The organism is Sutcliffiella halmapala, assembly GCF_050107295.1.
GTDB classification, from domain to species: domain Bacteria; phylum Bacillota; class Bacilli; order Bacillales; family Bacillaceae_I; genus Sutcliffiella_A; species Sutcliffiella_A halmapala_A.
The window spans coordinates 1-14254 of the sequence record NZ_JBNIKR010000017.1 but is presented as its reverse complement, the minus strand read 5'-3'; the positions used below and the strand labels follow the sequence as shown (position 1 = coordinate 14254).

Below are 14254 nucleotides of genomic sequence, written 5' to 3'. Positions count from 1 at the left end.
TTTATCGTTTCATTAGAAATAGAATTTATCTTGTTCGCAGTAGTTGCTACTACGTATTACAAGAGTTAATCTGTAAGCGTGTACCTGAAGAGAATGTGGTGAACATAAAGCACAAAAAAGCTTCTCAAAAGTTGGATCAACTTTTGAGAAGCCTCTATTATATTTACCTTATGTTAGCAATTTGTTAGCAAAATCACTTCAAAACCCCTATATACCAAGGGATTGAGCGGTCATCACATCATGCCGCCCATTCCACCCATGCCGCCCATATCTGGCATTCCGCCACCAGCGTTTTCTTCTGGAATGTCAGCTACTACTGCTTCAGTAGTTAGGAACATTGCAGATACGCTTGCTGCGTTTTGAAGTGCGTAACGAGTTACTTTGGTAGGATCTACGATACCAGCGTCAAGCATGTTTACCCACTCGCCAGTTGCTGCGTTGAATCCGATACCGATTTCTTCTTTTTTCAGGCGATCTACGATTACTGATCCTTCAAGTCCAGCGTTGTGTGCGATTTGACGGACTGGCTCTTCGATTGCACGCAATACGATGTTTACACCAGTTGCTTCGTCGCCTTTCGCTTGGATTTCGGATACTTTTTTGTAGATGTTTACAAATGCAGTACCACCACCGGCTACAATTCCTTCTTCCACTGCAGCACGAGTAGAGTTCAGAGCATCTTCAATGCGAAGCTTGCGCTCTTTCAATTCTGTTTCCGTTGCCGCTCCAACTTTGATTACAGCTACGCCACCAGCGATTTTCGCAAGGCGCTCTTGTAATTTTTCACGGTCGAACTCAGAAGTTGTATCTTCCAATTGCGCACGGATTTGGCCAACACGAGCTTGGATCTCTTCTGTGTTACCGTGTCCGTTGACAACTGTAGTGTTTTCTTTTGTAACCACGATTTTGTCTGCGCGTCCCAATTGGCTGATGTTCGCAGTTTTAAGGTCTAAGCCTAGCTCTTCAGTGATCACTTCACCACCAGTGATAGCAGCGATATCTTGAAGCATCGCTTTACGACGGTCACCGAATCCAGGAGCTTTAACAGCTACTGCATTAAATGTTCCACGTAATTTGTTCACTACCAATGTAGCCAACGCTTCCCCTTCTACGTCTTCAGCAATCAACAACAATGGCTTGCCTTGTTGTACCACTTGCTCAAGTACCGGAAGGATCTCCTGGATGTTTGTGATTTTCTTGTCCGTGATCAACACGTACGGATTGTCTAATACAGCTTCCATTTTGTCGGAATCTGTAACCATGTATGGAGAAGCATATCCTCGGTCGAATTGCATACCTTCTACTACTTCAAGCTCTGTAGTGAAGCCTTTGGATTCTTCCAATGTGATGACGCCGTCGTTTCCAACGCGCTCCATTGCTTCTGCAATCAGTTGGCCAACCTCTTCGTCCGCTGCAGAAATTGCTGCAACCTGTGCGATGGAAGCTTTGCCTTCGATTGGTTTAGAAATGTTTTTCAATTCTTCAACAGCAACCGCCACCGCTTTTTCAATCCCTTTGCGGATGCCCATTGGGTTTGCTCCAGCAGTAACGTTCTTCAATCCTTCGCGGATCATCGCTTGCGCAAGAACTGTTGCAGTAGTTGTTCCGTCACCGGCAACATCGTTTGTTTTGCTTGCTACTTCAGCAACAAGCTTCGCTCCCATGTTTTCGAAGGAATCTTCTAATTCGATTTCCTTTGCGATCGTAACACCGTCGTTAGTAATTAGTGGAGAACCGAATTTCTTCTCAAGTACCACGTTGCGCCCTTTTGGTCCTAATGTTACTTTCACTGCATCAGCTAATTTGTCTACACCGCGTAACATGGAGCGGCGAGCTTCTTCACTGAACTTAATCTCTTTTGCCATAATTGATAGACCTCCTCAGGAAAGTTAAGTTTTTTATTTTTATTTTATTACTTGCTTACTACTGCAAGTACGTCTGTTTCTTTAAGGATTAAATATTCTTTGCCTTCGAACTTCACTTCTGTACCGGCATATTTGGAGAAGATGATGCTGTCGCCTGCAGTAACTTCAAGCGCTACACGCTCCCCGCTGTCAAGTACACGACCTGTACCAACCGCTACTACTTTTCCTTCTTGAGGCTTTTCTTTAGCAGAGTCAGGTAATACGATACCACTTGCAGTTTTTTCTTCGGACTGAACAAGCTCAATTACTAGACGATCACCTATTGGCTTTAACATGAAAACTACCTCCTTGATTCATATGTAATATTTTTATTTATTAGCACTCTATAGTCTTGAGTGCTAACACAATTATTATAATAATGAATCTCTTCCTGTTTTGCAAGTATCTTTGCTTAAAATTTTTCACCCTTTTTTGCACTTTTCCATTATCTCCCCGTAGTCTTCATATAAACCAAAATATCGACATATTTTTCGTAAGGATACGTGAATGTGGGAACCTTATCATTATAAGGGTAGTGTTAGAATATGATACAATACGGAAAGCGAATAATTGACTTTAGAGGAGTTTACTATGACGAAAAAGTATTGGTATGTCATTTTGACCTATGTGTTGATGCAGCTGTCCGGATTTATCGGTTTTCCTATCTTGATGGCTCTAGGTGTGGAACGTGGAAATATTGTAGGGTATTGGACCTTTGTCAGTTTTACCATCGGTCTTTTGATTGTCTGCTTTATTCTCCGGGATGAATGGAAGGAAGGCGACTTCAGAGGCGAAACTGCCTCTGTTCCAAAAACTGTTCTATGGACGGTGCTAGGCTTTCCGATGGCATTGTTCGGTCAGGGGATCGCTGCCCAAATTCAGTTGAAGCTGTTCGGTATCGAACCTGGCTCAGAAAACACCCAGGAGATCATGGCCTTTGTCACAGCAACCCCGATCATGATTTTTGCCATTACGATTGCTGGACCTATATTAGAGGAAATCATCTTCCGTAAGATAATCTTCGGTTCCTTATACAAGCGTTTCAATTTTGCTGTCGGACTCATTATCAGCTCCCTTCTTTTTGCTGTAGTCCATAATGACTTCAAGCATCTGCTTATCTATTTTGTAATGGGTGGGATTTTTGCCTTCCTATATGTCAAAACAAACCGCATCATTGTTCCGATCATCGCCCATGTTGCCATGAATAGCTTTGTTGTCATAGTGCAGTATGTGTTCAGGGAAGATATCGAGGAAATGATCAAGCAGATGGAAGAGATGCAGAATACGTTACCGAATCTTATCTCCTTCTTCTGATAGTATAAAGAATCAATAGTAAGGCCATCTACAACTGGAGGACTAGCACAATGAGAATAAAACCGATCAATATGGTCTTTTTCTATGCCGTCATGGGATGTTTATTTACGTATTTGGCAGTTGCGTCATTCAAGGAAAGCGTCTTTGAATGGCACACCATGCTGCTGATGCTGATTGCCACCTTCGACTTCGGCGTTTCCATAAGGGCATATCTGCTTCATAAGAAAATAAAAAATATGCAAAAAAAATAGGCTACTTACCTTTACGGTGGGTTGCCTATTTTTTATTTAATTCCTCATTCAGCTTTGCTTCTGCAAGCTTGACCTTTTTGTAGCCGAAGCGGGAAATGATGATGCTAATCTCATAAAGGATAAGAAGTGGCACTGTCACCATTAAATGAGAGATGATCTCCGGCGGCGTAATCAATGCCCCTATTACTAGCAATACAAAGTAAGCGTACCTTCTTACTTTTACAAGTATAGCTGGAGTGATGATCCCCAGCCTTGTTAAGAACATCACAATAACCGGCATCTGAAACAGGATGCCAAAAGGCAAGGTAAGCTGGAACAGGAATTGAAAATATTCGTTGATCCCAATGACTTGGTTGATATCCAGGCGGTCTGCCAGATTGCTCATGAACTTCACAACAAACGGAAACAGTATGAAGTAGGAAAATGTCAGTCCACTCAGGAACAAGAAGAGGGATATTGGTATATAGCTTAACGTCACTTTCCGCTCCCGCTCATACAAACCGGGGCTGATGAAAGCCCAAATCTGATAGAGCGTAACGGGAAACGTAATGATAAATGCAATCAAAAAAGAAAACTGCATGAAGATCTTGATTGGATCTGTAATGCGAAAGGCGTTCATCGTCAGCGCTTCCGCTTCATTTGTGTGCTGTAAATAGACAATGATCGGTTCCGCGAGGAAAAAACCGCCGATCGCTGAGACGAAAAAGAAGGACGCAATGATGATCACTCTTTTTCGGAGCTCGCCTATATGGTCATACACCGACATTTCTCTATCTAGCATATATGTTCATCCTTACATTACTTCGTTTCTTCTTTTTTCTCTGGTTTGCTGTCGTCGTCATCCGCTAATCCTTTAGTTGCGTTTTTAAATTCACGCAATGTATTACCAGCTGCCTTACCCAATTGAGGTAATTTGCTTGGACCGAAGATTAATAGTGCTACGAAAACGATTAACAAGAGGCTACCCATTCCGATTGGACCCATTCTTGCCACCTCCTTGAAATATACTTATTCTACTACTTTTTCATTCTGTTGGATAGTGCTTGAGAAAATATACCAATGACTGTAGTTCCACGGCTAAATCGATATGATGAATACGGATGGTTTCCGGCACATTTATCCGTGCTGGCGTAAAGTTCAGGATGCCTTTTACTCCTTTTTCCACCAATCTGTCTGCTATCGGCTGCGCGACTGGCGCCGGTACGGTGAGGATTGCCACCGTCACATCATCCGGCAGATGCTCCTCGATGTCATCAAGATGATACACCGGTACACCGCCGATCTCCGTGCCGATTTTCGACTCGTCGATATCAAAGGCCATCACGATCTTCGTGTTATTGTTTTTCATGAAATTGTAATGCAGGAAAGCTGTCCCCAAGTTTCCTACACCTATTAGAGTAACATAAGTCAATTCATCCTGGTCGAGCGTTTTCCGGAAAAAAGTTAACAAATATTGAACATTATAGCCATATCCCTTTTTCCCCAGTGCCCCAAAATAGCTGAAGTCCCGTCGGATAGTCGCGGAATCCACTTTCACTGCTTCACTCAGCTCAGCAGACGATACCCGCTGTTTTCCCGATGTATTCAAGTTCTTAAGAAAACGGTAATACAAAGGCAATCTCTTGGCAGTCGCCTGCGGTATTTTCATTGGTTCGTTACTCATCTTACTCCCCCATTGTCCAACCAGTTTGCGGTTCTTTTCTATATGTAACGGATGTCGGCTCCGTTTTTCGAATTTTAAATCGCTTTCATTTTACCTTATTCTTTGCAATTTTGTAAGGGGTAGCGGTTTCCAATTCTTGAAGTGTTGCATGAAGAAGGATACACTTACATTAGAATTGCATGAGGTGAAAATGATGATTATTTTACAGATAAATCAATTAACGAAATATTTTGGTGCTGACCTTATTCTATCGAATATAAAACTAGAAGTACAATCGAAAGACAGAATTGCGCTGGTGGGACGTAATGGTGCAGGGAAGTCTACCTTATTAAAGATCATTTCCAATCAGTTGTCCTATGATTCCGGTGATATCATCAAGCCCAAGGATGTAACAATCGGATATCTTGCACAGGATACCGGGCTGCAGACAGAGCGTTCCATCTGGGATGAAATGCTGACGGTGTTTTCCGGTCTGAAAGAGATGGAAAATCAGATGCGCACGCTGGAAGCGAAAATGGGAGATCCCGCTTATTTTGAGGATGGCCCGCTTTACGCTCGCATTCTGAAGGAGTATGACGAAATTCAGGAAGCCTTCAAGCAGAAAGGCGGTTTTCAATATGAAGCGGATATCCGCTCCGTGCTTCACGGCCTTCGCTTTTCCGAGTTTGATTATCAGACCCCAATCGAGACACTGAGCGGTGGCCAGAGAACCCGTCTTGCACTTGCCAAGCTTCTACTGACCAAGCCGGATCTCCTGATTCTTGATGAGCCGACGAACCATCTCGACATCGATACCCTTTCCTGGCTTGAAGGATATCTCCAGGGCTATCCTGGTGCATTACTTATTGTTTCCCATGACCGCTACTTCCTAGACAAGGTGGTCACAACCGTCTACGAAATCTCCCGGAAGCAGTCTGCGAAGTTCCTTGGCAACTATAGTGCCTACCTTGCCCAGAAGGCCGAGCAATACGAACGTGATATAAAAATGTTCGAAAAGCAGCAGGACGAAATTGCGAAGCTCCAGGACTTTGTACAGCGCAACCTGGCAAGGGCCTCCACCACCAAGCGCGCACAGAGCCGCAGAAAGCAGCTCGATAAAATGCAGGTGATGGACCGTCCCCAAGGCGATGAAAAATCAGCCTCCATCATGTTTGATATTGATAGGCAAAGTGGGAATGATGTATTGAAAGCTAATAACCTGGCCGTTTCCTATGACAGGACCCCCATTTTCCGGCATGTGGACCTTTCCCTGTCACGCGGCGATAGTGTGGCGCTTGTCGGACCAAATGGAATCGGAAAGTCCACCCTATTAAAAACGCTAGTCAAGCAGCTGGAGCCGCTCGAAGGTAGCTTTTCTTTCGGGGCAAATGTTTCTGTGAGCTACTATGATCAGCAGCAGGCAGACCTCACTTCCAATAAGACGGTTTTGGCCGAGCTTTGGGATGAATACCCGCACAAGTTGGAAAAGGAAATCCGTACAATCCTAGGAAACTTTCTTTTCTCAGGGGATGATGTGCTGAAGCCGGTTTCTACCTTAAGCGGTGGGGAAAAGGCACGATTGGCCCTTTCCAAGATGATGCTGCAGCGCTCCAACGTCCTGATCCTGGACGAGCCTACAAACCATCTGGATCTGGACAGCAAGGAGATTTTAGAGAATGCCTTGATAGATTATCCAGGTACCATCCTATTCGTTTCCCATGACCGCTACTTCATCAACAGGCTGGCTACGAAGGTCTATGAATTGAGCCGGGATGGGGCAACTGAATATCTCGGGGACTATGACTATTATATAGAGAAAAAAGAAGAGGCGATGGAGCTTGCAAGGCTGGAAAGCGAAGCATCTTCCTCTTCTACTGTCAGGTCTCTTCAGGCTGAAAAGGAAAAGCCGAGCTATGAACAGGAAAAAGAAGCAAAGCGACTTGAACGGCAAAAGAAACGCAGACTCGAGGAAATAGAAAAGGAAATAGAAGAAATCGAAAACAAGCTCGAAGAAAATGAGAGCCAGCTCTGTCTCCCGGAAGTCTATCAGGATCATGAAAAAGTACTAGAGCTCAACACGCAAAATGAGGACCTGCAGGAAAGATTGATGGTACTGATGGAAGAGTGGGAAGAGTTGGTGTGATAAGTAAGCTACTTTCTTTTTATAGGAGAGTAGCTTTTTTAATGGGATTGTGGATAATAATCTTCTTTTAGCCGTTTTTGTCGATACCTGACCCACTTTTGAAGAACTTTGTCGATAAAACTCACTTTTCCACACACATATTCACATATCGCCCCTTATTTTATAAGTTATCAAGAGGTTTATACACACTATCCACAATTCTATCAAAAGTTATCCACATTTTTTATTCACATTTACGTTGTTGAATTTATAGGGAAGTGATACTTTTATCCACAATTTGTCCACAGGGTTGTGTATAACGTATGCGCATTCTATTTTTGCACAAATAAAAAACCTTTCAACCAAAAGATCAGTTGAAAGGTTTTTCGATATCGAGCCCGGGATTTCCGTTCAAGTTCATCCCGGAACGTTTTCCCTTTCGGTACAGGACACTTCCTGCCGTAGCAATCATCGCCGCATTATCTGTACATAGTGATAATGGAGGGATCACCAATTCTTTCCCCACATTATCCACAGCCGTCTGAAGGGCACTACGTAATCCTTTGTTGGCAGCTACCCCGCCTGCCAACAGAACCTGGTCCACCTTATAGTGTTCCATTGCTTTCAGTGTTTTACCTACCAACACCTCGATGACACTCGCTTGAAAGCTTGCCGCCAAATCCGCAGGGCTGATTTCCTCCCCTTTTTGCTTCGCATTGTGGAGCGTGTTGATAACCGCAGATTTCAATCCAGAGAAGCTGAAATCATAGGAATCCTCCTCCAGCCATGCTCTTGGAAGTTTAATGGTAGGTTGTCCCTCTTGTGCCAAACGGTCGATATGAGGACCGCCCGGGTAAGGCAGTTGCAAGGTCCTCGCCACCTTATCATAGGCCTCCCCTACTGCATCGTCACGCGTTTCTCCAATAACCTCGAAGGAACCGTGCTCCTTCATGTAGATAAGCTCTGTATGTCCACCGGAAACCACCAGGGCCAGCAATGGAAATTTCAACTCCGCTACCAATTGATTGGCATAGATATGACCGGCAATATGGTGAACCCCGATTAATGGCTTCTGGTGCGCGAATGCCATCGCTTTTGCTGCATTGACTCCGATTAAAAGAGCACCTACTAGGCCTGGCCCTTCCGTAACGGCGATAGCATCTATGCTATCCATCGTAAGGCCACTCTGCTTCATCGTTTCCTCAAGCACGATGGTGATCTGTTCCACATGATGCCTTGAGGCGATCTCAGGAACCACCCCTCCAAAACGTTGATGGCTTTCAATCTGCGAGGAAACTACATTCGCCACGATTTCCGTCCCGTTCCTGATGACAGCTGCAGCCGTTTCATCACAGCTCGTTTCAATCCCTAATATATATTCGTCTTTTTGTTCCTCATTTTTCATAAACTCACCCACATCACTAATGCGTCTTCATTGTTATCCACATAATATTTTTTTCGGATTCCGCCATTTTGGAAGCCATATTTCCTATACAGGTTTTGTGCTACTATATTGGAGACCCGTACTTCAAGCGATAATGAGATAGCCCCGATCATTCGGCAATATTGAATGGCATTTCCCATCATTATATCCCCAAGCTTCCTTCCACGGCACGAAGGATGGATTGCAATATTGGTTATCTGCGCCTCACCCATGACCACCCATATCCCACAATAGCCAATCACTCTGTTCTCTTCCCTCATGACAAAATAATGCGCATAAGGGTTATTGGTAAGCTCATAATAAAAGGCATCTTTAGTCCAGGGGGTGGCAAACGAAAGCATTTCCACTTCATGGACTCCCTCAATATCATGGACCGTCATTTTAGCAATATCAATCATTGATTCCATCTTGTTCACCTATTTTTCTTTGCTTTCTAGCCATTTTGCTTCCGCTTCCGCTAAGCGGGTGTAGTTCGGAACAAAGGTATGGACATCCTCCGCTTCCCTTTGCAGCCCGATCAGAGCCAGCTCACTCGGACGAGGGTTGTTTTCACTTGTCTCGGCAAAATGAGCCATTTCCCCAAGATACTCTATGATGGTTTCCTTGTGCAGGTGCACATCATTACCGATGAATAATACGTCCTCATTTTTTTCTTTCAGCATGCCCAGCCAATCCGTCAGTGCGATATTTACATCTTCCACTTCCGTCTGTACAGACATGTTATTCCATGTGTATAAACCTGTATACACCTGACCGCGTCTTGCATCCATGATAGGAGATATAACTCCTTTGAAATAACGGCCATTAGCTGCCAACAGCTCCAGACTCGACACGCCTACAAGCGGCACATTCAACGTCCACGCCAAAGTCTTAGCCAGCGTCACGCCGATACGTACACCGGTGAAGGAGCCCGGTCCTCTTCCCACGACAATTCGATCAAGCGTGTCCGGCTTTATCTCGCAATCTTTCATCAACTGATCAATAGCTGGCATCGCACGCACCGAATGGTTTTTATTCAAGTTGGTTACAAGTTCTCCGATCACTCTGTCTTCCTCTACAATCGCGACACCAAGCACATAGCTTGATGTATCAATGGCCAGTACTCTAGTCATTCCATTAGCTCCTTACAGATATCTTCATAGCGTGCTCCCCTTGGAGTCAGCACAATCTTTCTTTCATCGTCGCCAAGATGGTAGATATAAATCTCCAACCGTTCCTCCGGCAAATACTCCTCGATCAAATGGGCCCATTCCACAACCGTCACACCGCTGCCCATAAAATAATCATCAAACCCGAGATCTTCCTCACTGTCCACTAAGCGGTACACATCCATATGGTAAAGAGGCAATCTGCCCTCGTACTCTTTTATGATGGTAAACGTAGGACTGTTCACATTGCGGGTGATATCCAATCCCTTTGCCAGTCCCTTGGTGAACGTGGTCTTGCCTGCTCCCAGGTCACCTTCCAATAAAAGGACTTCCCCTCCATTCAGAAGCTTTCCAAGCGCATGCGAGGTTGTCATCGTTTCTTCTGAAGAATGTGTCTTCAACTCGACTTGCATCATATATCCATGCTCCTACTCTTTTAAAAAGTGATTATATCCTTCTTTTTTCAATAATACTTTACTATCTTCATCTCTCATAAAAACCTGTCCGTTTCCAGAAGCCATCACTTCACCAATTCTAGTGAGCCTGATATCCTCATCCTGGCAGCGCTTCTGTAAAAGAGACCAATCCCCGGCACCAATTGTACCTACCAGCTCAAAATCCTCTCCACCGGTAAGCGCCCACTTCAGCGCCTTTTCTTCCTTATATTGAACCATTGATGTACTTAATGGTAGTGTATCCTTGTTTATCACAATATCTACATGGCTTGCTTCGGCAATTTCGATCAGCTCGCTTGCAATGCCATCACTTACATCGTTCAATGCCACCCGATCAAATTCTGTGAGAATCCTGCCTAATTCCACTTGAGGTGCAGGGTTCTGATGCTTTCTTATCAACTCGGACCAACCGGAATGATTTTGTAAAAGAACATCCAATCCAGCAGCGGAGTCACCTAATGTACCAGACACAAATACAACATCACCCGTTTTGGCATTGGACCGGAGGAGACGCTTCCCCTTCTCCACCTTCCCAATGACAAAGACACTCAGTACAAGGGCTTTCCCAGAAGTCGTATCGCCACCTATAAGGTCCATACGATACCGATCCCCCAAATCCTTCATCCCTTTATAGATGGCCAAAAGCTCTTCCTCCGGCCAATCTTTTGGAATGGAGATGGAAACCAGATAATAAAGCGGGATCCCTCCCATGGCAGCAATATCACTAATATTCGCTGCAAGCGCCTTATAACCGATATCATACGACTTCATGGTCTGCGGGCTAAAATGGACCTCTTCCACCATGGTGTCCACGCATACCACGCTTTCAAAGCCCTCATCCACCCCAACGATTGCTGCATCATCCCCGATGCCCACAATCTTGTCCTGATGAAACAAAGACTCCGGACTGATACTCCTAATGAAACCAAACTCATCCGAAACCGCCAAAAGCCGACACCCCTCTGCTTTTTTATGCTATCCACTATTATAACGAAAGAAGAAAGAGAAAGAAAATAAATCCTCCCCCCACATCAAAAGGTTTAACCTATCCAAAAAAAGGATATGGACTAGGGATGTATTATTTAAAGGAAATTAAAGGAGGAATTCAATAATGGCACACACTGATCAAGATACTCAAAGCAAAGTGGAAAGAACAGTAGAAAACATGGATAATAGCAAAAAAGAACAAATCCTTGCCGATTTTGATACCTTTAAGAGCTATTTGAACGACAAAGTATCAGCAGGGAAAAGAGTCGGCCTCGGTGAAGAGCAACTAGCCATCGCAGCAGAGAAAGTAGCCGACTACCTGGCCAAACACGAAGAGCCGAGAAACAGCGAAGAAAAACTCCTCCAGGAACTCTGGAAAGTCGGCGACAAGGAAGAACGCCACAAGCTCGCACATATGCTTGTTAAATTGGTAGATTAATAGAAAAGCGGAGCCGGCTCGGTCAAGCCCGACAAGCTTAAGCAAATATTACAGTGGAGGTAGGTTTTTACCTCCGCTACTCGAGGACCTAGCCGGCGGATCTAGACAATGAAAAGCGGGGTGTGCCCGCACTGGTACCTACAAACTCTTCAAACAAAATTACAATTGAGACAATAGCCCTACCCTAACCGGTAGGGCATTTGGCGTGGGAAGTTTCCTTACAACAAAAATTTTCTGAAAATAAAGGATTTTCAGGTATTTTGTAGAATACTTATCCTCAGGCACAAATAAGTATCAATTGTGGACAAAATTATGTTTAGGAGGGAAATTAATGCGTTTGAAAGGTTTCTTGTTTTTTTTCATCATTGTTTTAGCCTTGACAGGTTGTGGCAACGGAGAGAGTGCAGGTACGGAAAGTGGGGAAGAAGGTTTAACTTCTACATTTAAGGAAAATGATCAAAACTTCGAAGTAATTCATGCATACCAGTTATTCAACCCATATTATGAAGAATCTAAGAGTCTTCCAAAAGAAGAAGTTTTGGCTTTATATAAATCAAGTATCATTGACCAGGTCAACGATAAATGTTTTAAAGATGGCGAAAATATTCAAATGGCGGAAACCATCTTGAACGAGGAACCCAAAAATAGAATCGCCGTTCAGGATGTTATCAAGAAAATCGATTATGCTAGCACAAATGAAGCAGTAAAAGAAGCACTTATTGAATCTTCAAAACTATTACCATCTGAAAAAGATACAACAGTTTGTATTTTCCCTACCAATGACTCTACCACTTTATCGTTTTCAGCGGGATCCGGAAAGATCATCCTATTATACAATCGAAACTATTCACCTGATATCATTAAATCAGCAGTAGCACATGAATACTATAATAGTGTCGCTTATGAGAAGCAACTTGCTGATTCAACGAATGTCCTGGATCAACTGGTCAATAAAGGGAAGGCTGTTATGTTCGAAAAAACTGTATTCCCTAATTTCTCTTTAACACCGGTTGATGAAGCCTTCAAAAAGGAACAGTGGGCAAAGATCGAAAAAGATCTTGAAAGCTCTGATCCTGACAGAGGAAATGCGATCCTCAAAGGCGGCGCACAGGTTCAGCAGCTTCCAAAAAGCTATGGTGCAAGCGAAGGCTACAAAATGGTCAAGGCCTATCTTGATGCAAATCCAGACACACCAATCGAAGAATGGGCAGCGAAGCCTGCAAGTGAGATCTTCGAAGAAACCGATTATCAAGCTAATTACAATTAAGCAAAAACCCCTCGTCATCTTGTGATGGCGAGGGGTTTTTTATGATTGAGTTGTAGTCAGAAAGAGGCTCGCAAACAAGTTTGGCATGAACTATGTAGAGTTTGGCACGAACTTTGGCAGTTTTGGCACGAACTTGCCGTGGTTTGGCACGAACTTTGGCAGTTTTGGCACGAACTCCTTGAAAAGCTTAAATTATAGACTATCTACCATTATTCATTTCGGTCTGTTTTTATATTTTACATATAATTTCAATTCATATTACCCATTTTGTCTTATCATTCTTTAAAAAAGAACATAGTTAAGGCGTACCTAGATGCAAATCCAGACACACCAATCGAAGAATGGGCAGCGAAGCCTGCAAGTGAGATCTTCGAAGAAACCGATTATCAAGCTAATTACAATTAAGCAAAAACCCCTCGCCATCTTGTGAAGGCGAGGGGTTTTTTATATTTGTTGTATTATGTTGTCTAAAAGGGCTCGCAAGACAGTTTGGCATGAATTCTGTGTAGTTTGGCACGAACTTTAGGGTTTTTGGCACGAACTCGCCTCGGTTTGGCACGAACTTTGCCCGTTTTGGCACGAACTCCTAGAAAAGCTTAATATATAGACTATCTACCTTTATTCATCTCGGTTAGTTTCCGTATTTCACTTGTACATTCCATACATATTACCCATTTTTCTTATCATTCTTTAAAAATGGCCAAAAAAAATAACGAAACCAAGTTTCGTTTTCTTTAAAAATGGCGGTCCCGACCGGGATCGAACCGGCGATCTCCTGCGTGACAGGCAGGCATGTTAACCGCTACACCACGGGACCTTATTGGTTGCGGGGACAGGATTTGAACCTGCGACCTTCGGGTTATGAGCCCGACGAGCTACCAGACTGCTCCACCCCGCGATAATAATATGTATAGTAATTATACGCCTGGCAACGTCCTACTCTCACAGGGGGACAGCCCCCAACTACCATTGGCGCTGAAGAGCTTAACTTCCGTGTTCGGTATGGGAACGGGTGTGACCTCTTCGCTATCGCCACCAGACATATATTATTATACTATAACTTTGAAAGATAATCAAGCATTATTTGCTATATTCCTTCAAAACTAGATAACGTTTTTCTTATCAAGATTCACAAGTGTCGTTCATTGTTTTTTGGTTAAGTCCTCGATCGATTAGTATTCGTCAGCTCCACATGTCGCCATGCTTCCACCTCGAACCTATCTACCTGATCATCTTTCAGGGATCTTACTTGCCGAAGCAAAAGGAAATCTCATCTTGAGG

15 protein-coding genes, 2 tRNA genes and 2 rRNA genes are annotated in these 14254 nt (G+C 43.7%); 5 read left to right on the top strand and 14 right to left on the bottom strand.

Annotated features, from left to right (window positions below):
* Window positions 1-233: 233 nt before the first annotated feature.
* Both groL and groES read right to left on the bottom strand, forming a co-directional pair.
* Window positions 234-1865, bottom strand: a complete 1632-nt coding sequence (groL, locus tag ACQCT5_RS21030; RefSeq protein ID WP_499644833.1) for a chaperonin GroEL — start codon at window positions 1863-1865, stop codon at window positions 234-236.
* Between the two features lie 47 nt (window positions 1866-1912).
* Complete coding sequence (gene groES, locus ACQCT5_RS21025) at window positions 1913-2200, bottom strand: co-chaperone GroES (RefSeq protein ID WP_499644831.1); 288 nt, start codon at window positions 2198-2200, stop codon at window positions 1913-1915.
* A 295-nt stretch (window positions 2201-2495) separates the two neighbouring features.
* Between groES and ACQCT5_RS21020 the strand changes: the two genes are divergently transcribed.
* On the top strand, window positions 2496-3218 hold the full coding sequence (locus ACQCT5_RS21020; RefSeq protein ID WP_499644829.1) for a CPBP family intramembrane glutamic endopeptidase: 723 nt from the start codon (window positions 2496-2498) through the stop codon (window positions 3216-3218).
* A gap of 50 nt (window positions 3219-3268) precedes the next feature.
* Window positions 3269-3469 carry a YdiK family protein gene (locus ACQCT5_RS21015; protein ID WP_499644827.1) on the top strand — a complete coding sequence of 67 codons (201 nt, stop codon included), beginning with the start codon at window positions 3269-3271 and terminating at the stop codon, window positions 3467-3469.
* A gap of 25 nt (window positions 3470-3494) precedes the next feature.
* Here the strand turns inward: ACQCT5_RS21015 and tatC are convergent, their stop codons facing one another.
* Genes tatC through ACQCT5_RS21000 form a run of 3 tightly spaced genes read right to left on the bottom strand, consistent with a single transcriptional unit; the run spans window position 3495 to window position 5132 of the window.
* On the bottom strand, window positions 3495-4250 hold the full coding sequence (tatC, locus tag ACQCT5_RS21010) for a twin-arginine translocase subunit TatC (protein ID WP_417898232.1): 756 nt from the start codon (window positions 4248-4250) through the stop codon (window positions 3495-3497).
* A 17-nt stretch (window positions 4251-4267) separates the two neighbouring features.
* On the bottom strand, window positions 4268-4453 hold the full coding sequence (locus ACQCT5_RS21005; RefSeq protein ID WP_386645904.1) for a sec-independent protein translocase protein TatAY: 186 nt from the start codon (window positions 4451-4453) through the stop codon (window positions 4268-4270).
* A 40-nt stretch (window positions 4454-4493) separates the two neighbouring features.
* Window positions 4494-5132, bottom strand: a complete 639-nt coding sequence (locus ACQCT5_RS21000; RefSeq protein WP_499644824.1) for a redox-sensing transcriptional repressor Rex — start codon at window positions 5130-5132, stop codon at window positions 4494-4496.
* A gap of 193 nt (window positions 5133-5325) precedes the next feature.
* Between ACQCT5_RS21000 and ACQCT5_RS20995 the strand changes: the two genes are divergently transcribed.
* A complete protein-coding gene (locus ACQCT5_RS20995) occupies window positions 5326-7254 on the top strand; it encodes an ABC-F family ATP-binding cassette domain-containing protein (RefSeq protein ID WP_499644907.1) in 1929 nt (642 codons plus the stop codon).
* Window positions 7255-7603: 349 nt separating this feature from the next.
* Here the strand turns inward: ACQCT5_RS20995 and tsaD are convergent, their stop codons facing one another.
* Genes tsaD through thiL form a run of 5 tightly spaced genes read right to left on the bottom strand, consistent with a single transcriptional unit; the run spans window position 7604 to window position 11228 of the window.
* Window positions 7604-8638, bottom strand: coding sequence for a tRNA (adenosine(37)-N6)-threonylcarbamoyltransferase complex transferase subunit TsaD (gene tsaD, locus ACQCT5_RS20990; protein WP_499644822.1), 1035 nt, complete (start codon window positions 8636-8638; stop codon window positions 7604-7606).
* The gene (rimI, locus tag ACQCT5_RS20985; RefSeq protein ID WP_499644820.1) at window positions 8635-9084 is read right to left on the bottom strand and encodes a ribosomal protein S18-alanine N-acetyltransferase; all 450 of its coding nucleotides are present in this window, start codon (window positions 9082-9084) and stop codon (window positions 8635-8637) included. Before rimI ends, tsaD begins: the two co-directional genes overlap by 4 nt.
* 9 nt (window positions 9085-9093) lie before the next feature.
* Window positions 9094-9789 carry a tRNA (adenosine(37)-N6)-threonylcarbamoyltransferase complex dimerization subunit type 1 TsaB gene (gene tsaB / locus ACQCT5_RS20980; RefSeq protein ID WP_499644818.1) on the bottom strand — a complete coding sequence of 232 codons (696 nt, stop codon included), beginning with the start codon at window positions 9787-9789 and terminating at the stop codon, window positions 9094-9096.
* Entirely contained in the window at window positions 9786-10241 is a 456-nt protein-coding gene (gene tsaE / locus ACQCT5_RS20975) for a tRNA (adenosine(37)-N6)-threonylcarbamoyltransferase complex ATPase subunit type 1 TsaE (RefSeq protein WP_499644816.1), read from the bottom strand. The genes tsaB and tsaE overlap by 4 nt, the downstream gene beginning before the upstream one ends.
* 12 nt (window positions 10242-10253) lie before the next feature.
* Window positions 10254-11228: a thiamine-phosphate kinase gene (gene thiL / locus ACQCT5_RS20970; protein WP_499644814.1), complete on the bottom strand. Its 975-nt coding sequence runs from the start codon at window positions 11226-11228 to the stop codon at window positions 10254-10256.
* A gap of 163 nt (window positions 11229-11391) precedes the next feature.
* Here thiL and ACQCT5_RS20965 point away from each other — a divergent pair, with 163 nt between their 5' ends.
* Together ACQCT5_RS20965 and ACQCT5_RS20960 are read left to right on the top strand one after the other, a co-directional pair.
* Entirely contained in the window at window positions 11392-11706 is a 315-nt protein-coding gene (locus ACQCT5_RS20965) for a DUF3243 domain-containing protein (protein WP_499644812.1), read from the top strand.
* Window positions 11707-12037: 331 nt separating this feature from the next.
* Window positions 12038-12973 carry a DUF2268 domain-containing putative Zn-dependent protease gene (locus ACQCT5_RS20960; RefSeq protein ID WP_499644810.1) on the top strand — a complete coding sequence of 312 codons (936 nt, stop codon included), beginning with the start codon at window positions 12038-12040 and terminating at the stop codon, window positions 12971-12973.
* 741 nt (window positions 12974-13714) lie between these two features.
* On the opposite strand, the gene ACQCT5_RS20955 is transcribed toward ACQCT5_RS20960, so the two are convergent.
* From ACQCT5_RS20955 to ACQCT5_RS20940, 4 genes are all read right to left on the bottom strand, one after another.
* Window positions 13715-13790 (bottom strand) — tRNA-Asp (locus ACQCT5_RS20955).
* Between the two features lie 4 nt (window positions 13791-13794).
* Window positions 13795-13871 (bottom strand) — tRNA-Met (locus ACQCT5_RS20950).
* Window positions 13872-13896: 25 nt separating this feature from the next.
* Window positions 13897-14013: ribosomal RNA gene (gene rrf / locus ACQCT5_RS20945) — 5S ribosomal RNA — on the bottom strand.
* 112 nt (window positions 14014-14125) lie between these two features.
* A 23S ribosomal RNA gene (locus tag ACQCT5_RS20940) occupies window positions 14126-14254 on the bottom strand; the annotation flags it as partial.